Origin of the sequence: Sphingopyxis sp. LC81, assembly GCF_000756375.1 — a bacterium.
Classification (GTDB): Bacteria; Pseudomonadota; Alphaproteobacteria; order Sphingomonadales; family Sphingomonadaceae; genus Sphingopyxis.
Window position 1 is genome coordinate 50,171 of sequence record NZ_JNFD01000021.1, and the last position, 18,686, is coordinate 68,856.

Here is an 18,686-nt window from a genome sequence, read left to right on the forward strand (position 1 = left end):
GGCCCCTGTGGTGAAATTGGTAGACGCGCCGCACTCAAAATGCGGTTCCGCAAGGAGTGCTGGTTCGAGTCCGGCCAGGGGCACCATTCCCGGTCAAAACTGGGCACCACCCGCCGGGGTGGCGGTCACCCCGAACGCTCGTAAGCCATTGAGTAAGCCGAACTCTGTCTTGGGATGCCGCCGACCTGATCGTCAAGATCGGCCCGGGCATTCGCACGCTGGTTGATGCCGCAACCGTCCAATAGGATAAGGTTGCGCGACGGAAAGAGTCGGTCTGCGATTGTCCTCATTGCCTCGAACCGATCGAGATTCTACTAGGCGGGCACGGAGACCCGATGCGCGACGAATGGCAAGGCAAGAATTTCTGGACGCGCGTTCTCCGCAAGATTTCGCGGCGGCGGGGCCGCGAGGAGGCGGAGGATGCGCTTCAATCGGCGTATGAGCGCCTGCTGAGCCAGCCGCCTGCGCAGAAGGTCGAGAATGTCGAAGCGTTCCTCGTCCACGTCGCGGGCAATATCGCGATCGACGCGCACCGGCGCAAAAACTTTCAGTCCGACCGGCCTTTCGAAGAGATTTTCGACAGTATACCCGATTCGGCGCCGTTGCAGGATGAGGTAATCGAGGCGCGCGTTCGTCTCCGTCATGTGGAGCAGGGGCTTCAGCAACTGACTCCACGCACGCGAGAGGTTTTTTTGATGCACCGCCTGGACGGCTTTAAATATCGCGAGATCGCCGAACGGCTGGAGATCAGCCAGAGCGCGGTCGAGAAGCATATCGCCAAGGCCGTGCTGTTCCTGGCCGAGTGGACGCGCGACCGATGAGCGCCGACGCTTTTTCTCCGTCGGATGCCGATACCGAGGCGGCGGTATGGCTGGCGCGGCTCCATGCCGACACGCGCGACCCCGCCGACGATCTGGCGTTTCGGCGCTGGATCGAGGCAAGCTCCGCCAATGCGGAGGCATTCCGGCACGCCACCGCGATCTGGGATGCGGTGGGCGGGGTGTCGCCCGCGCGCTTTCGGACCGGCGATGCGCAGGATCGCCGGCTCAGCCGCCGCGCCGTGCTTGCCGGAGGGGGAGCGCTGGCGTTTGCGGGAATAGGGCTGGGGGGCTGGCAGCAGGCGCAGGCGGGGGTTTACCAGACCGATCTGGGCGAACAGAAGCATGTCGCGCTCGAGGACGGGTCGCTCGTTTTCCTCGACACCGATACGAAGCTGAAGCTGAATTTCAACAGCAAGCGGCGCGAGGTGACGCTCCACCGCGGCCGCGCCAATTTCCGCGTCGCGCACGATCCGGTGCGCCCCTTCATCGTCGATGCGGGCGGCCAGCGCGTGATCGCGCCGCGCGCCGTGTTCGACGTGCGCCGCGATGCGGAGCGGGTGTCGGTGGTCCTGATCGACGGTTCGGCGGCGGTCCAGAACGGCAGCGGCAGCATGACCCGGGCGGGTGGGCAGTTGCGCGCGGGCGAGAGGCTGGTGATCGGTCCTAGCCAGCCGGGGCAGATCGACATGCCCGACATGGCGCAGCAACTCGCGTGGCAGAACGGCCAGATGGTTGCCGACAATCAGAGCCTTGGCGCGATGGCCGCCGAGATGAACCGCTATTCGCGCGCCAAGCTGGTCATCGCCGATCCGCGCGCGGCGAGCCTGCGGGTCAGCGGCGTGTACCGGGTTGGCGATAATGCGGCCTTTGCACGCTCGGTGAGCCAGCTCCTGCCCGTCGGCGTGCGCGCCAATGACGGCGATCTGGAAATTTTTTCGCTGCCCGCACAATCGGTTGCGCCCAATTCAATTTGATGGGTGAGGTAAATCGGCGGCTCGTTCGTCCCCCTTTCAAGAGGATCGGCATGACGCCGTTCCCATATTGGGGGGAATCGATGGCACGGACGGTAGCACGCAGTCTTCAGGTGGCGCTGGCAACGGGGGCGGCGATCGTCGCGCTCACGGCGGCGCCCGCAACCGCGCAGGCGCGCGCCAATATCCGGGTTCCCAGCCAGCCGCTCGAACAGTCGTTGAAGCAGGTCGCGGCGCAGTCGCGCACCAATATCCTGTTCACCCCCGATGCGGTCGCGGGCCTGCGCGGCCGTTCGGTCGACGGCGTGATGACCGCGGAGGGCGCGGTGCGCAAATTGGTCGCGGGCACCGCGCTCGAAGTCGTTTCGGATGGCAATGGCGGCTTGATCGTGCGTCGTCGCGGCGCCGCGAAGCGGACGCCGGCGATGACGGGCAGCAGCCGTTTTGTACCCGCGTCGGCGGTCCCCGCCGCGAGCGCCGAGGCCGAACCGAGCGACGGCGACGTCATCATCGTCACCGCGAACAAGCGCGAGGAGGATGTGCGCAAGGTCGCGGGTTCGGTGACCGCGGTGACGGGCAAGCAGCTCGATGAACAGGGCGCGCAAAGCTATGCCGATTACCTGACCAAGCTGCCCGGCGTTCAGTTCAACGCGGCCATTCCCGGCTATTCCTCGATCTCGATCCGCGGCGTTTCGTCGACGACGTCGATCGACGTCGGGCAGGGCACGACGGGCATCTATATCAACGAAGTGCCGCTGACCGAGCCCTTCAACAGCGCGGGCATCCCCGATGTCGACACGTTCGACGTCGATCGGGTCGAGGTGCTGCGCGGGCCGCAGGGGACCTTGTTCGGATCGGCGACGCTGGGCGGCGCGATCAACTATGTCGCGGCACGCGCGCGGCTCGACCGGGTCGAGGGGCGCGTCGAAGCCGGCGCGTCGATCACCGACAGCTCGGATGATCTGAGCTGGTCGGGCAAGGCGATGATCAACCTGCCGATCGTGACCGACAAGCTGGCGGTCCGCGCGGTCGGCACCTTTCGGCGCAGCGCGGGCTATCTCGACAATATCGGCGTTTCGAAGAAGGATTCGAACGCGATGGACAGCTATGGCGGTCGTGTTTCGGTCGAGTGGCAGCCCGTCGAAGGCGTCGATATTTCGGCGCTCAGCCTCTACTTCAAGGGCAAATATGACGACGCTTTTGTCGCGCTTCCCGGGCTGGGCGATCTGAAGCGCAACACGGTGATGCTCGAACCCTTCCGCTCGACCGCCGAAGTGCACAGCCTGCGCGGCGATTTCGACCTGGGTTTTGCGACGCTGACCGTGAACGGCGCCCATATGGTCAAGAAGACCCGGAACGTCACCGACTTCACGCTCAACTTCCGCGGACTGTTCGGCAATATTCCGACCCAGATCCCGCTCATTGCCGAACGGCGTGCCAATGGCGACCTGATCGAGGCGCGGCTGACGTCCGAAAGTGGCGGCGATTTCGAATGGCTGGTCGGCGCGAGCCTCAATAATATCAAGATCGCCCTGCCGAGCTATTCGGAGTTTGACGGCGCCGCGGCGCTGGTCGAAACGCTCTACGCCGGTCGTTTCGGGGCGGGCGTCGGGGCTTTGGCGGCACCGGGCGGTCGCTTCACCGACTATAATCTGCGCGTCAACGGCACCGAAAAGGCGCTGTTCGGCGAAGCGACCTGGCGCTTTGCCCCCGCGTTGAAGCTGGCCGCGGGCGGGCGCTATTTCGACACCAAGGTCAAAAACCAATCGCGCCAGACGGGCCTGCTCAACCTGCTCTCGACGGGTGGGCAGCTTGTCAGTGCACCCGCGCCGGTGACGCAGCAGGCGGACGGCTTCAACCCCAAGGTGTCGCTGACGTTCGAGCCGAATGACGATCTGCTCGTCTATGGCCTCGTCTCAAAGGGTTTCCGTTTTGGCGGCCCCAATGCGATCCCGACCAATCCGCTTTTCCCGTCGCCCGCCGATTTCGGTTCGGACAAGCTGGCCAATTACGAGCTCGGCCTGCGCGCATCGTCGCCCGACAAGAATTTCCTGCTCGACGCGACCGTCTATTATATCGACTGGAAGGACATCCAGCTGCTCATCGTGCGCGGCGACAACCTCGCCTATGCCGACAATGTCGGGCGGGCGCGCAACATCGGTGCCGACGTCGCGCTGACGTGGCGGCCGAGCCGCGCGATCACGCTCAACTCGACATTGGGTTATCTCGACGCCGAGCTGCGCGACAATGTGCGGGCAGGGGGCGTGAACGTCCCGGCGGGTGCGCGGTTGCCCGGCGCGTCGCGCTGGCGCGTTTCGAACAGCGTGACGTGGCGCGGCGCGAGCGATCTCGAGCCGCTGGCGATCCTGTCGCATCGCTATGTTTCCGAGGCGCCGAGCAACCTTGCGGGCACGCTGACGCAGGGCGGCTATAGCATATTCGATCTGCGCGGAAGCGTTCGCTACCACGGCGTCCGGGTCGAAGCGTTCGTCGAGAATATCGGGAACAAGCGCGGGGTGACCGTCCAGGAAACCGGACGCGCGGGTCTGCGCGAATATTATGTACGTCCGCGCACCGCGGGCGTCCGGCTGACCTACGACTTCTGATTCCGTTTCCGAGCGGGGCGGGGGCGCGTGCCCCCGTCCCTTCACCCAGAAGGATAGTTCATGCCGAAACTAATGCTTGCTCCCGCCCTGATCGCGCTCGCCGCGATCGCGCTTCCCACCGCCGCATCCGCGAAGACGCCCGATGCCAACGCCGTCTATCTTCAGAAGAACGCCAAAAAGAAGGGCGTCGTCGCGCTGCCCGGACTGCAATATGAAATATTGAAATCGGGTCCCGCCGATGGCGTCCCGCCCAAGCTTTCGGACGATGTGACCGTCCATTACGAAGGCAAGCTGGTCGACGGCACGATATTCGATTCCTCTTTTGCCAAGGGCGAGCCGGTGACCTTTCCGCTGCGCCCGCTGATCCCCGGATGGGGCACCGCGCTGCGCCTGATGCGGCCGGGCGACGAGTGGATCATCAGCGTCCCCGCCGAAATGGCTTATGGCGCCGCGGGTGTCGGTCCGATCCCCGGGGGCAGCGTGCTGATCTTTCGCATCCAGCTGATCAGCCACAAGCCGACACCGAAACCCGCGCCGTCCCCCGCAAACTGACCGACAAGCGAGAACCCATGAACCGTCTTCGCCCGTATCGCGCCTCGATTGCCGCAATCGCCGCGGCGCTGATCGCCACCGCTTCGCCCGCGCACGCCGACGAGCTGGAATGGCTCGAAAAGCATGATGACCCCAAAGCATTGGGCTGGGCGCGCGAGAAGACGGCAGAGGCCAAGGCGGCGTTGATGGCGCTGCCCGGTTATCAGGGCATCCTCACCGAGTTGCAGACGGTGCTCAAGGCGAATGCCCCGATCGCCGACATGGCGTTGATGGGGCCGCGCGCGGTTCGGCTGTTCCGCGACGCCGCCCATCCCAAGGGGCTGCTCCAGATTGCCGATCGCGGCAAGGACGGCAGCCCCGGCGCGTGGCGCACGGTGCTCGACGTCGCGGCCTATGGCAAGGCGGCGGGCAAGCCCTATGCGCTCAATTGGGGTTACGGCTCGTCCTGTCTGCCGCCCGCTTATGACCGCTGCCTGCTCGGCTTTTCGGACGGGGGGTCGGACGAGCTCGCGCTGCGCGAATTCGACATGCAGACGGGTGATTTCGTTGCAGGCGGCTTTTCCACGCCCGCGGCGCGCGCGCAATTCGCGTGGCTCGACCGGGACAATGTGGTGATCGCGCACACGATCGGCGCCAGCCCCAAGACCGCGGCGGGCTGGGGGGCGGCGGCGCGATTGTGGAAGCGCGGGGCGGATGTGGCGAGCGCGCCGGTGATCTTCACCGCGCCCGCGACCGATGCGACGCTGCAATTCACGCGGCAGGGGAGCGCGGCGCGCGCGATCATGACACGCGTGATCGACTATTCGACCTTCGAGATCCATTCGGTCGACGCGGCGGGGAGGGTGACCAAGCTGCCGCTTCCCGCAAAGCTCAAGCCCTTCGGGCCGCTGGGCGGGACCGATCGTCATGCGCTGTTCCAGCTTACCGAGCCTGCCACGATCAACGGGCGGAGCTATCCGGGCGAAAGCGTGATGGCGTATGATTTCGCGGCCGACGTGAAGGATGCCGATCGCATCCAGCTCGTCTATGCGCCCGCCGAAGGTGAGGTGATCTCCTTCTTCAGCGGCTATGCGTCGAGCAAGTCGCGCGTGTTCCTGCCCGTCCAGAAATCGCTCAAGACCATAATCAAGGCGGCGTCGTTCGGCGCGAAGGGGTGGAGCGTCACGTCCGTCGTCGCCGGCGAGGCGGGGATCGACCTGGGTGTCGCGAGCGCCAATGCCGCCGACGAGGATATCATCATCCGCCGCACCGGCTTTCTTGTTCCCACTTCGCTTGAGTTCCGTCCGGCAAAAGGCGCATCGCGCATCCTTGAACAGGGCCAGCATGCCTTTGACGAGAGCCGCTACACCGTCGAGGTGAAGTCGGCGCGGTCGAAGGATGGAACCCCCGTCGACTATTATCTTGTGCGCCCCAACGCCCCCGTGCGGGCGGGAGCAGTGCCGACGCTTATCACTGGCTATGGCGCGTTCGGGATCACGCTGACGCCGTCCTATCTGGGACGCGCGTTCGGCGGGCAGGCGCTCAAGCTCTGGTTCGATCGCGGCGGGGCGCTCGCGCTTCCCGCGATCCGCGGCGGCGGCGAGCGGGGCCAGGCATGGCACCAGGCCGCAATCCGCGAGAAGCGGCAAGTGTCCTATGACGATTTCATCGCGGTGACCGAGGATCTGGTGAAATCGGGTTTCACCCAGCCCAAACATATCGGTGTGTTCGGGAGTTCGAATGGCGGCCTGCTCTCGGCGGTCGTCGCGACGCAGCGCCCCGATCTTTATGCCGCCGCGATCAGCGACGTACCGCTCGCCGACATGCTGCGCTATCCGAAGATCGCGATGGGCGCGGCGTGGATGGACGAATATGGCGACCCGTCCAAGCCCGACGTGGCCGAAAAGCTCCGCGCCTATTCGCCCGTCCATAATGTGAAGCCCGGCGTCACCTATCCGCCCTTCCTGGTCACCGTATCGACCACCGACAATCGCGTCGGGCCCGGGCACGCGCGCAAGCTCGCCGCGCGGCTCATGGAAACCCCCGGACAGACATGGTTGCTGGAAGATGAAGAGGGCGGGCACGGGGTCAGCGATCCGCTCGCGCGGCCCGACATCATGGCGATGCGGATGACGTTCCTGATCGACTATCTGATGGGCGACGACATTCCATCAGAGCGAGAGAAGTAGGCCTATGGCCGCTTTTCGGCGAAGGGGCCGCCGCCCGCGGCACGCTTCGCGCCGGTCGTGACGGACGAGGTCGAACAGCGGCGCGCCGCCACCTGAATTTCAGCTTCGCGCCGACAGCCATCGGCTCGCCGCGAGCGCCAGAAAGCCGACGACCAGCCCCCAGAAGGCCGATCCGAGCCCGAACAGCGTCAGCCCCGATCCGGTGGCGAGGAAGGTCAGGATCGCGGGGTCGCGGTCGGATTTTGCCGCCATCATCGCCTCCATCGCGCCGAGCAGCGCGGGGATTAGCGCCACGCCGGTCAGCGCTGCGATGACGGTGGACGGCAGCGCGAGAAAGAGGCGCACGAGCAGCGGTGAGAAGATGGCGAGCAGCAGGTAGAAGCCCGCGTAGAGCATCCCGACGGTCCACCGCTTCGCACGGTCGGGGTGCGCCTCCTCGGCGGTGCAGATCGCCGCGGTGATCGCCGCGAGGTTCAGGCCATGCGCGCCGAAGGGCGCCGCCGCGAGCCAGGCGAGGGCACTGCCGACGATCAGCGGGCGCGGCGGCGGCGTATAACCCGCGCTGCGCAGCACGACGAGGCCGGGCAGGTTCTGCGATACCAGGGTCACGAGGAACAGCGGCACGCCGACGCTGAGGATCGCGCGCGCGTCGAAGGCGGGAACCACGGGCAAAAGTGTGCCGAGGGTCGCGCCGGGCGGCAGCGGCCCGATATCGCCGCGCAGCAGCGTCAGCGCCATGCCCGCCGCGAGCGCGAGGAGCAGCGCGTAGAGCGGCAGCCGCTGGCGCGCGATAACGAAGACCGCGACGAGCAAGGCGACAAGCAACGGGTCGGTGGCCCCGAGCCCGAACAGCCTGAGGCAGAAGGGCAGGAGCACCCCCGCGAGCATCGCCGAGGCGATCGACGCGGGGATGCGCTCGGCGAGCCGCCCGAGCAGCGGGACGATGCCGAGCAGGATCATCATCAGCGCCGCCGACAGGAAGATGCCGATCGCGACGGGCCACGACAGGCCGGGCGCTGCGGCGGCGAGCAACGCCGCGCCGGGGGTCGACCAGGCGAGCACGACGGGCATGCGCAGCCGCAACGACAGCGCCGCGCCCGCGACCGCGATGCCGAGGCATAACGCGGTGACCGCCGACCCCGTCTGGTCGCCCGAGGCACCGAGGTTGCGCATCGCCTGGACGACGAGCGCGATCGTTCCGCCAAAGCCGACGAGCGCGGCGATCAGCGCCGAGGACCAGGCCGGGACAGGGGGCAGGCTACGCAGCATCGTTTCGGTTCTCTGGTTAGTCGGGGTGGTTCAGGCCGATGCCGCCGCGGCATTGTCGCGGTCGGGGGCGAGCTGGCGGCTATAGAGCCAGCCGATCCCGATCAGGCTGAACCCGAGCGCGACGAACGAGCCGATCCGCGCGAGTCCTTCGAGCCCCGAGGCGTCGAAGAGGAAGACCTTGCCCGCCGCGCCGATCATCAGCACCAGCGATGCGATGCGCCAGTCGTGGCGCTTGGCCCGGATGCCCCACAGGAGGAAGCCGAGCGCGAGCGCGAGGAGGAGGATCGAGCGCAGGATATTTTCGGCCTCGGTGACGCCGGGCTGGGCGAGCAGCGCGCCGTGGAACAGCTGTCGAAGCGTCGCCCACGCAAAGCCCAGGGCGAGCAGCATCGTCGCGATCTGGATCGCGCGGTCGAGCTGTGCCGGTGCCTTGGCGAACAGCGTGGGCATCCGCGTCAGCCCCAGCCACGGCAGCAGGAAGAGCGGGATGAGCAGGTTGACGAGCGGCCAGCCGCCGACCGCCTGCGCCGACCACAGGGGATTGTGCAGGATCAGGCCATAGAAGAGCGCGTGCACGGTGCCTGCGATGATCAGCGGACGCGCGATGCCGATCAGACCACGCGCCATCGCGAACCAGCCCGCGCCGATCAGCAGCGCTTCCCAGATCAGCCGCTGAAGGATGCCCGTCGTGACGAAGTCCCCGCCCGTCGCCGCGGCGAAGCCGATGCGATAGAGCGAATGGACGGCGACGCCGCCGACTATGGCGGCGAGGCTGAGCGCCGCGATCCACAGCCAACGGGGGAGCGCGTCGCGGACCAGCCAGACGGGTATCGCGAACAGCAATGCGGGAAGCAGCAGCCGCAACAGCAACGGCTCGATCGTGAGCAGCGTGTCATCGAATTGCATCGGCATACCGACGAGCGAAAGCGATGCTTTTGTCGACCAGATGACCATCGGGAGCGCCGCCCACGCAAGGCTGAGCGCGGCGAGACTGGCCGCCGCGCCGTCGACGCGGCTGAAGGGGACGCGCCGTGCGGCAAGAAGCACCGCCGCTCCGCCCAGCGCCGGAACGAGCATCAGCGCGTTCGCCGGGAGGAGCTGCGCGAAGGCGCCGTAGGCGAACAATGCCGTAGCAATCTGGCCGAGCCGGCGCACGATGGCGCCTTCGCCGCGGACCGCGAACAGGAGCGCGGCGAAGGCCAGGCCGCCCCAGCGGATAAGCGCAATGGTGTCTGCGCCATTTGCACCCTCGACCAGCCGCGGCAGCTCGACCAAGGCACGCGGCGTAGCGACCAGCGCGACTAATGCGGCGCCGACGAAGCCCGCTGCCACGCGTTCGATGCGCGGATCGAGCGCGGCCTTGCCAAAGAAGAACAGCGCGGCTGCAACCGTCGCGATACCAAGCGGCGCCAGCCAAGCGGGAATGACGAGGAGAATGGCGAGCGCTAGCAGCGCGCCCGCCGTCGCCGCGAGCCATGCGACGCGGCCGTCGCTTGTCCGCCCCTCGACCTTCCAGCCGCGTGCGATACCGGTCGCGGCGAGCAGCGCGCCGCCCAGCGCCACTAGCGCGAGCGACCCGTCGGCGATGCCCCAGAAATGCCATTTCGTCAGCGGCGCGGCGGCGAGCGCGATCACGCAAAGTTCGAGCGTCGGGCGCAGCTTTCCGGGGATCGCCCACATCCGCATAAGGAGCGGCAGGGCGTGGATGATCAGGAGCGGCAGTCCGATCAGGCCGAACCAGAAGGGCGTCGGATCGGGCCAGGCGGCCAGCAGCGCCAACGAGAGCAGCAGGCTGATCGCCGGAACGATCGCGAAGCCGCGCTCGCGCCAGGCGAGCCATTGCCCCGCGGCGGCGATCAGCGCGAACAGCCCCCAGTGGAGCGGCGCGAAGCCGCCATAACCGACGAGCAGCGCGAGTTGGAGCGCGCCGACGATCGCGGACGCGGCGCGCAGCAGCGTCGAGCGCGGTCCGTCGAACGCCATCATCGGCAGCGCGATCGCGAGGAGCAGGACGAAACCGCCGATCGAGAGCGCCCCGACGACATCGAGCGCCGCGCTCGCGAGGACCATCCACAGCCCCCAGCCGATCCCGCCGATCAGCGCCGCGAGCGCGAGCCACGGCCAGCGCCGCGCGCGCGCAACACCGGCGAGCCCGGCGATCGTCAGCGCGAGATAGACCGCGAGCAAAGGCACATTGGGTTCGACCGCCCCGACCATCGCGGGCGCCGCCAGCCCGCCCGCGAGGCCGAGCAACGCACTCGGCGGACCGAAGCGGAGCGACAGACCGAGCGCCGCGGCGGTGACGAGCGCGAGCGCGAGGAATGCGAGCAGCGGCCCGATCAGCTGATAGACGTTTGCCGCGACCATGATCGCGGCATAGAGCGTCGCGATACCCGCGCCCGAAAGGGCTTGGGGCACGCGGACGTCGCGCAGTTTTTCCTCGTTGCGCCATGCATATTCGGCGCCGCCGATTAGCCCGAGGCCGAACAACAGCCCGGCGACGATCTGCACACCGGGCGTGAAGATGCGTGCAAAGAAGCCGGCATCGATTGCATAGCGGACGATCAACACGCCGGCGATCGCGAGCGTGAGCCCGCCGGCCCAGATCGGCAGCGTCTTCCCGAACAGATTTTCGAACCGCGATGCGAGACTGGCGGGCGGTCCGGCCGGAACGGGTGCCTTTGGCGGTTTCGGCGCAGGCGCCGCGGCGACGGCGGGCAAAGGCGGCGCGCTTATGGTGTCAGGCGCCTCGATGGGATCGGCTGATCGCGCGGGGACCGGCGCTGCATCGGCAGCGACGACGGGCTGGCGCTGCACTGGAACGGCGGCTTCGCCGACGACTGCCGCGATCCCGGCATCCGCGTCCCCGGTCACGGGCGGTGCAGCCCCGCGCTGCAGCGCGCCGATCCGCTTGGCCGCTTCCAGCAGCGTCGCCTCGGCCCGTTTCAACCGGCCGCGGGTGTCCATCAACAGGATGAACAGGATGATGATGGCCAGAAACGCAAGGAAGTCGAACACGTTGATCCCTTCAGCCTGCGTTCCTAGCAGGCAGCGGAAGCAATTTCGATCTGTTTGGCAGCGTAAATGACTTTGCGCATCTCAAGGCAGGCGATGTCACCGGCCCGATACGGCAATCGATCGGTCAACCCGCGTTCGACCAGGTCGACAGGATGACCTCATGCCGGAATTCGCCCGAGGCCGATCGCGACCGGAACGGCCGCGCCCGACAGCGTCAATCAGTAAACCACGTTCCAGCCCTGGGACCCGGCGAATTGATTGGCGTAGCCCCAGCATAGCAGGCCCGGCCGTTCCGCCGAGGCACCTCCCTTGGTGAGCCGGTAAAGGAGCTGGCGGCAGCGAAAGCCGCCGACGGGCTCTTCGCTGACGATGGTCAGCGACCCCTGCGATTCGGCGCCCTTCCAGCGATGGACATGGCCGATCGCGAACTCGCCCAATATATGCTTCGATCCATTATAGGGACGCGGTGTTTCGTCGCGCGGAAAGACCGGCCAGCCATCATAGGAATAGCCGCCTTCGCAGCTGGTGCAGCGCACCTTTCCGAAGTCGTCATAGGCCTTCTTCACGGCGGCGAAGCCTTCGGGATCGGGCAGTTCGCTTGGATATGCAATCTTGGGCGACGATGCCTTTTTGGCAGGCGTAGGCGCCGTGGCTTTCCCCCCTGACGGCGTATCCGCGGGCGTCGTTTCATCGGCGACCTGTTTTGGCGCCTCGACGATGCGGTCGGCAATCCGCTTGAGGAAGCCTTGGCCGAGGGTCGGCGTGGGCAATGCCAGGAGAAGCGCGGCACAGCCGGCCACCGGGATCAGGGTTCGCATGACATTTCCTCATTTTCTGGGTGAGCGCCCGGAAGGCAGGGGCGCCGGGGAACGGCTGGTATCGGCCGGTTTTTGGTGAGCGTGGCGGAGTGCCGGGGAAGGGGGCGATCCCGCCGGCACTCCTTTACCGACGCGATCAGCCTTCGGGCTTCGCTTCGGCTTTCGCGCGGGCTTCGGGTTTCGCTTCGGCCTTGGCGCGCGCCTCGGGCTTCGCTTCGGCTTTCGCACGCGCCTCGGGCTTGGCCTCGGCCTTGGCGTGCGCTTCGGGCTTGGCTTCGGCCTTGGCCAGCGCGGGCATCGGCAGGCCGAGCGCGATCGCGGCGGCGAGGAAGGGGAGTTTGCTCATGTTATGACTCCATAGTCGGTGAAGGTGGAGCAGAGGGACCGGCCCCGCGCTGGACGAGGCGCGGGACAGGCCGGTCGTCTCTGCTCGCGGCTCGATGCCGCAACCGTCACGCTATGGGCGTGTGGATGCCGGCGCTCCGCGCTTGCTTCGAAACCGGATCGCCGTGCGACCTGGCCGCTGCCGCGTCGACCAAAGTGGACGCCGGCGCGATGAAAACGTCAGGACAGGCCGAGCCGGTCGAGCACGGCGCGGACATAGCTCGGCCCGACCTGCACGATCGCGCCATCCTCCATTTCGAGCGCGATGAGCCCTTTGCCGAGCCGCTGCACGGCTTTCACCAGTGCGGGCCGGATGAAGGTCGACCGATGCACGCGCATCAGTTGCTGCGGATCGAACAGCTGCTCCAGCGCGGTCATCGAAATGCGGTGGATGTAGCTGCGCGTCGAGGTGTGGAGCAGCACATAGTCGCGCGCGGCCTCGACCCATTCGATCTGGGCGATGGGCAGGCGGAGGTTGCCGCTGGCGACCTGGACCCAGATCGCCTCTTCGCGCGTTTCGACCAGCGGGGCGCTCGCAATCCGGTCGACCGCATCGCGCATCGCCCGCCGCCGCCGCGCGCGCTCGACCGCCTGCCGCAGCCGGTCGAAACGCACCGGCTTTAGAAGATAGTCGGCGGCATCGACCTCGAACGCGTCGGGCGCATATTGTTCGAAGGCGGTGACGAAGATGATTTCGGGGCGCGGATCGGCGACCAGGTCGGCGGCGACGCGGATGCCGCTCTTTTGCGGCATCGAGATGTCGAGCATCACGAGGTCGGGCCTGAGCGTCGCGATCCGCGCTTCGGCCTCGTCACCGGTCGAAGCCGTCCCCACGACCTCGACATCGTCGATGTCGCCGAACAGCGTTTCGAGGCGCCGGAGCGCCAGCGGCTCGTCGTCGACGAGCAGGACGTGAAGCGCGCTCATGCCGCGAGCTCGTCGCTGCGCCGTTCGAGCGGCAGGCGCGCGATTGCGAGGAAACCGCGTTCGCGTTTCAGCGTTTCGAGGCTGCCCCTGGTGCCATAGAGCGTCTCGAGCCGCTGGCGGACATTGGCGATGCCCACGCCCGTGCCCGGCCGTGCGTCCTTTTCCTGCCCGGCGCCATCATCCTCGACCGAGACGAGCAGCATATCGTCGTCGCTCGACGCTTCGACCCTGATCGTCACGGGGACCGCGGACGGCGCGAGCGCATATTTGATCGCATTTTCGATCAGCGGCTGGAGGAGGAAGCTTGGCACGAGCGCGCTGTTGAGCGCGGGCGGACAGACGAATTCGACCGCGAGCCGCTCACCGAAGCGGACGCTCTCGATCTCGAGATAATGTTGCAGCGTCGCGAGCTCATCCTCGAGCGGCAGCAAGGCGTCGGGTTCGGACGACAATGTCGCGCGCAGGAATTCGGACAGCTTGGCGAGCATCGCATCGGCGGTGCGATATTCCTTCGTGACGATCAGCGACGAGATCGCGTTGAGCGTGTTGAACAGGAAATGCGGATTGAGCTGATAGCGGAGCGCCGCGAGGCTGGCGGCGCTCGCGGCGGCTTCGGCGCGGCTTGCCGCTTCGCGCGCGACGGCCAGCTCCAGTTCGCGTTCGCGCGTCAGCTTGTTCGCCTCGATCACCGAAAACGCCGCGCCAAGCAATGCGAACTGCCAGATGAGCGCGATGAAATTATTGGTCGCGCGAAGGCCGAAGGGCGCGGCCATTTGCGACGATACGACGAGCCGGCCGATCCATTCCCCCGTCGCAGCGTCGATCAAGGCCAGCATGCCCGAGGCGAGGCACACCGCAGCGCCCATCGCGGCAAGGCGAGCAGCCATGTTGCGGTGGCGCGTTTTCCGAACCGTCCAATAGACACCCCAGGACAGCAGCGTCCCCATCACGCAGATGTTGATCACCGAAACGACGACATAGGTGCTGGCGCCGCTGAAGATGTGATAAGGAACGAGGTAGAGCACGCCGGACAGGGTCCAGGTCGCGATGACCAGCGAAATGGTCTGACGATGTTCGGGCTTCAGTGGCATAGCAATTCCAATGTGTAGTTCGCGCCCAGCATAAGGGAAGTGCGCGCGATTGACGTCCTTGCTCGTCGCACCGGCGTCCGTCTTCGTCGCGCCGGATCATGCCCGGCGACACCCGATCCGCCTTGGTCGCAGGCTGATGGAACAGCCACCCGAGGCCCGATAGCCGACCTCCATTCGCGGCACCGTGCCGCCAAGGAGACACGCCATGGCATATCGTTATCGCGCAGGCCTTGCCGCCTTCGGGCTGCTTGGCACGCTTATTCTCGTCGAGGCGCGCGTGACCGCCGCCGAACGGGCGGCATCTGTTGCAGCGCCCGCGGCGACCGGGCAGCCGCTCGAAATACTTCCCTCGGGGCATCCCGTGGTGCAGGTCAGCATCGATGGCTCGGTGCCCAAACGCTTTGTCATCGACACCGCCGCGAGCAGCACGACGATCATGCCGAAGCTGCGCGCCGAAATGCCCGGGCTCGTCGCAAAAATGTCGGACGACCCGCTCGATGGCGCGGCGGGGCGGAGCGACGTTGAAACTGCGGTGGTCAAGCAGGTTGAGGTCGCCGGGCATGTCTTCCGCTCGCCCGAGTTGATGCTGCTTCCGCCCGGGCCGACCGACCGGCTTGGCACCGACGGCATATTGGGCGCCGACATCATCGCCGACTTCGCGGTCGAGCTGGACATGCCCGGTCGCCGCTGGCGCATGACGCCCAGGGTCGAGGCCGGAATGCTCGACGGGCTTTCGGTGTCGGTTCCTTTCGTCCTCGACGATATGCGCGCGCCGCGGCTGACGATCCGCCTCAATGGCGTCGAAGTGCCCGCGATCCTCGACACCGGCGCGCGCGGGACGATCATCAACTGGGCCGCGGCGAAGGCGATCGGGCTTTCTCCCGATAGCCCGGGGCTTGCCAAGGCATCGGATATCAAAGGCGCGACGAACCATGCGACCGCAAGCGTCGAAACGCCGATCGATACGCTGACGATCGGCGAGGCGAAGGTCGAGGGGCGCAAGGTGCGGATCGCCGACCTGTCGGTGTTCAAGGTGCTCGGGTTCACCCTCGACCAGCCCGCAGTGATCCTGGGGATCGACATGTTCGCCGACCGGCGCTTCGTCATCGATCATCCGGGGCTGCGCCTGCACATCTCGCCGCCGGCCGTGCCGGCCCCGAAACAACCCTGATCGTCGAGGGAACAGCAGCATGAACAAGATACTGACCGGCAGCGCCGCGCTTGGCGCGCTCGCCATCGCCGCAACCGCCGCCTTCGCCCAGCAGGCGCCCAAACCGAAGATCGAAGCCGTCTATTGGCTGTCGGCCGAAACCGTGTCGGGCATGGCGACCGGCCAGCCGGCGGGCGTGGCGAAAAATCTCTCACTCCAGCTCGGCTCGGCACGCCGCAATCCCGCGCCGAACGCCGAACATCTGCCGCCGCAGGCTCTGCGCGCGGGCGATCGCCTGCCGCTCGTCACGCCGGCCGGTGCGGCGCCCCGCGAAGACGGCAAGCCCGATTACCGGCCCGGCCCCGCGGACGCGCCAAAGGGGCGGATCGAGCTTTACTGGGGCTGCGGCGAAAATGTGCCCGCGGGCCAGCCGGTGGTCATCGACCTTGCGACGATGAAACCGGGCGCGGCGTCGCCCTTTGGCGCGATCCCCAATGTGAAGGCGATGGTGCCGCCGTCCGCGGGGCGCCACGCGACCTATGGCGAATGGCCGGGGGGCAAGGACGGCATGCGCGTGCCGCGCGCCGCCTCGCTGGTCGGCGATCATGTCGTGCAGGGCAATTATTCGCCCGAGATGCGCTTTGCCGTAGCGGGCGGGAATGATTTCCTCGCACCGCTCGCGCCGCGGAACTCTGAGCTGGCGTCGGGAGCGGTCAAGGTCAGCTGGCCCGCGCTCGCCAATGCCCGCGGCTATATCATGACGGTGACCGGCGCGCGCGAGGATGGCACGATCGTGATGTGGACGTCGAGCGCGGTGCGCATGCCCGGCATGGCGTTGCCCGACTATCTCGAGCAGTCCGACATCGCGCGCCTCGTCCAGCAGCGCATTCTGCTCGCCCCCGAAGCGACCGAATGCGTCGTCCCGTCGGCGGTCGGCAAGGCATCGGAATCGGCGATGCTGATGATGACCGCTTACGGTCCCGAGGCCAATTACGGATCGCCGCGCGAAGCGCCCGCGGGCTGGGGCGTCAAGCTGCGCACCAAGGCGACGCATATGGGCATGCTCGGTGTCGATCTGGCGTCGCTGATGGGCGGGGGCGACGCCGACAGCGACGCGCCCGCTGGCGACGCCAAGCCGAAAAAGAAGCGCGGCCTGCTGCGCGGGGTCATCGGCGGCGCGCTCGGTTTGCCCGGCTGACCCCTAAAAAATCGGGAGTTCATCATGCAAGCTGTCTTGCGTGCGGCTGTCGCCGTTACCGCCCTTCTGGCCATCGTCAATGTCGCGCAGGCGCAGGGTCTCCTGAAACGCCTGGCCGATCGCGCGGTGGAAAAGGTCGAACAGGCCGCGGAGAAGATCGCCGAGGACGCCATCAACGGTTTGGCCCGCCCCCGCGAGGAGGCGGGGGTGGGCGAGGAAGCGCCCGCTCCGCGTCAGGACGCGCCGGCGGCGACGCCCGCTCCGGTCAACCCACCGCCGGCAATCAAGACCCGTTACATCGACAGCCTGAAAACCCCGCCCGATATCGAGGCGAAAAAGGCGGAGTACAACAAGTTCGGCGAAGTCAGCTGCAACGACTGCGAAGGCGGTGTCGAACTCGACGGCCGGCCGACTTTCCCTTTCGACGAGTTCAGCGGAAAATATAATGAACGCGCCAAGCGCGCGGGCAGCTGGCCGGTGGGCCACATGCATCGCTGGCAGGGGAAGGGATCGGCGGGCACGCTGGCGGTGACGTCGGAAGAACGTGTCGAGGGCTTTCTGTGCCGCCGGCTCGAATATCGGCTGGAGCGCGGCGGTGCCTCCGCCAACCGGCCGGGCCTGATCTGCTTCGGCCTCGCAAACAGCTCGTCGGAAGTCGAAAACTGGCACGAGATATATTGAGCTGCCCGTGGATGCGATATGGGGCGTTCGACCTGTCATATCGTTAGGCATGAGCGGCAAATCGGGTGTAAGGAGCCGGTAGAGGAAAATCCCTGGGGAGGGCGAATGATGCGGTTGGTTGCTCTGGCCCTGTGCGCGGCGCTGTTGCCGGCTGAAAGCGCGGCTTTTCAGAAGCGCGAAAGCCTTGCAGGCGGCAATTCCTATTACAGCCAATGCGTCGCGGGTCCGAAGGACTATAGCGCTTGCATCGGATATTTCATGGGCATCGCCGATGCGCCCGTGATGAACACGGGGAAAACGCCCGAAGAGGCCGTGTACTGCCCGCAGGCCGGCGCGTCATATGAGCAGTATCGCGACGTGTTTCACAAATTCCTTCGCGACAATCCGCAGACCCGGCAATTGTCCACGCACCATCTGTTCCTGATGGCGATGAACGCCTCCTTCCCATGCACGAGTTCGCCCTATCTCTCGGTCGATCCGAACACCGGCGGTGTGTATATCTCGGTGCCCAAACCGCGATAGGATGGTGCGTTACATCTTCTTCTGACACCCCGTTCCTAACGGGATGTGCGGGGCAGAACAAATCAAACCCTTTGGAACGGTACGAAGTTCGGAGAGCCGCTGGTGCCAGTTCTCGGGCTCCCTACCGGTAACCGGATTTCGAGCGGCAGCTATGATCTGTTCGCGGGTAACGACCAAGCCGACGTTGTTCAGGAACAGGGCTTCGAGGCGCGCGCTGGCCGACTTCTGATCATAGGCCGTGTTGTCGGAACTGTAGATCTTTTCGGTAGGAATCATGCGCCCGATCTCCCGCGCGGCGCCGACGCCGGCTATCGGCAAGGGTCTAACGCTTCAGTCCGGCGATACGAGGGGAGGTGGTCCAACGCCATTCGCCATGGGAGTGAACAGTGTGGCCACCAGCGTGAGCTTTACGGCCGTGGTTCGTCGGTTATCCTCAAAGGCGTTATCGGGCCACTTATGAAGAAGCCCGGAGATTGGCGGCCGAAACCGGCCGTCGTGGGAAGGGAGGAA

16 protein-coding genes and 1 tRNA gene are annotated in these 18,686 nt (G+C 66.6%); 10 read left to right on the plus strand and 7 right to left on the minus strand.

What is annotated here, in order from left to right:
* The first annotated feature begins 1 nt into the window (after nt 1).
* The 6 genes from FG91_RS10675 to FG91_RS10700 all read left to right on the plus strand — a co-directional run bounded on the left by FG91_RS10675 (nt 2) and on the right by FG91_RS10700 (nt 7,118).
* Nucleotides 2-86: transfer RNA gene (locus FG91_RS10675), tRNA-Leu, on the plus strand.
* A gap of 249 nt (nt 87-335) precedes the next feature.
* Nucleotides 336-821 (plus strand): RNA polymerase sigma factor, encoded by a 486-nt coding sequence (locus FG91_RS10680; protein ID WP_037514855.1) that lies wholly within the window; start codon nt 336-338, stop codon nt 819-821.
* Nucleotides 818-1,795, plus strand: coding sequence for a FecR family protein (locus tag FG91_RS10685; RefSeq protein ID WP_152568076.1), 978 nt, complete (start codon nt 818-820; stop codon nt 1,793-1,795). Before FG91_RS10680 ends, FG91_RS10685 begins: the two co-directional genes overlap by 4 nt.
* Before the next feature lie 80 nt (nt 1,796-1,875).
* A complete protein-coding gene (locus tag FG91_RS10690; protein WP_161785646.1) occupies nt 1,876-4,398 on the plus strand; it encodes a TonB-dependent receptor domain-containing protein in 2,523 nt (840 codons plus the stop codon).
* A 60-nt stretch (nt 4,399-4,458) separates the two neighbouring features.
* The gene (locus FG91_RS10695; protein WP_037514857.1) at nt 4,459-4,950 is read left to right on the plus strand and encodes an FKBP-type peptidyl-prolyl cis-trans isomerase; all 492 of its coding nucleotides are present in this window, start codon (nt 4,459-4,461) and stop codon (nt 4,948-4,950) included.
* Between the two features lie 17 nt (nt 4,951-4,967).
* Complete coding sequence (locus tag FG91_RS10700; RefSeq protein WP_037514859.1) at nt 4,968-7,118, plus strand: prolyl oligopeptidase family serine peptidase; 2,151 nt, start codon at nt 4,968-4,970, stop codon at nt 7,116-7,118.
* 99 nt (nt 7,119-7,217) lie between these two features.
* On the opposite strand, the gene FG91_RS10705 is transcribed toward FG91_RS10700, so the two are convergent.
* The 6 genes from FG91_RS10705 to FG91_RS20990 all read right to left on the minus strand — a co-directional run bounded on the left by FG91_RS10705 (nt 7,218) and on the right by FG91_RS20990 (nt 14,625).
* Nucleotides 7,218-8,387, minus strand: coding sequence for a benzoate/H(+) symporter BenE family transporter (locus FG91_RS10705; protein ID WP_037514861.1), 1,170 nt, complete (start codon nt 8,385-8,387; stop codon nt 7,218-7,220).
* Nucleotides 8,388-8,417: 30 nt separating this feature from the next.
* A complete protein-coding gene (locus FG91_RS10710; RefSeq protein WP_052187502.1) occupies nt 8,418-11,405 on the minus strand; it encodes a DUF2339 domain-containing protein in 2,988 nt (995 codons plus the stop codon).
* Nucleotides 11,406-11,623: 218 nt separating this feature from the next.
* On the minus strand, nt 11,624-12,223 hold the full coding sequence (locus tag FG91_RS10715) for a hypothetical protein (RefSeq protein ID WP_037514862.1): 600 nt from the start codon (nt 12,221-12,223) through the stop codon (nt 11,624-11,626).
* A gap of 136 nt (nt 12,224-12,359) precedes the next feature.
* Complete coding sequence (locus FG91_RS21750; RefSeq protein WP_037514865.1) at nt 12,360-12,569, minus strand: hypothetical protein; 210 nt, start codon at nt 12,567-12,569, stop codon at nt 12,360-12,362.
* Between the two features lie 218 nt (nt 12,570-12,787).
* Nucleotides 12,788-13,534, minus strand: coding sequence for a LytR/AlgR family response regulator transcription factor (locus tag FG91_RS10725; RefSeq protein ID WP_037514868.1), 747 nt, complete (start codon nt 13,532-13,534; stop codon nt 12,788-12,790).
* Entirely contained in the window at nt 13,531-14,625 is a 1,095-nt protein-coding gene (locus FG91_RS20990; protein WP_052187503.1) for a sensor histidine kinase, read from the minus strand. The genes FG91_RS10725 and FG91_RS20990 overlap by 4 nt, the downstream gene beginning before the upstream one ends.
* A 205-nt stretch (nt 14,626-14,830) precedes the next feature.
* On the opposite strand from FG91_RS20990, the gene FG91_RS10735 reads away from it, so the two are divergent.
* Genes FG91_RS10735 through FG91_RS10750 form a run of 4 tightly spaced genes read left to right on the plus strand, consistent with a single transcriptional unit; the run spans nt 14,831 to nt 18,176 of the window.
* A complete protein-coding gene (locus tag FG91_RS10735) occupies nt 14,831-15,796 on the plus strand; it encodes a retropepsin-like aspartic protease (RefSeq protein ID WP_037514870.1) in 966 nt (321 codons plus the stop codon).
* A 19-nt stretch (nt 15,797-15,815) separates the two neighbouring features.
* Nucleotides 15,816-16,973: a hypothetical protein gene (locus FG91_RS10740; RefSeq protein WP_037514871.1), complete on the plus strand. Its 1,158-nt coding sequence runs from the start codon at nt 15,816-15,818 to the stop codon at nt 16,971-16,973.
* A gap of 24 nt (nt 16,974-16,997) precedes the next feature.
* On the plus strand, nt 16,998-17,654 hold the full coding sequence (locus tag FG91_RS10745) for a hypothetical protein (protein ID WP_037514873.1): 657 nt from the start codon (nt 16,998-17,000) through the stop codon (nt 17,652-17,654).
* 18 nt (nt 17,655-17,672) lie between these two features.
* Nucleotides 17,673-18,176, plus strand: coding sequence for a Rap1a/Tai family immunity protein (locus tag FG91_RS10750; protein WP_152568077.1), 504 nt, complete (start codon nt 17,673-17,675; stop codon nt 18,174-18,176).
* A 9-nt stretch (nt 18,177-18,185) separates the two neighbouring features.
* On the opposite strand, the gene FG91_RS10755 is transcribed toward FG91_RS10750, so the two are convergent.
* Nucleotides 18,186-18,452, minus strand: a complete 267-nt coding sequence (locus FG91_RS10755) for a hypothetical protein (RefSeq protein ID WP_037514876.1) — start codon at nt 18,450-18,452, stop codon at nt 18,186-18,188.
* Between the last annotated feature and the right edge of the window lie 234 nt (nt 18,453-18,686).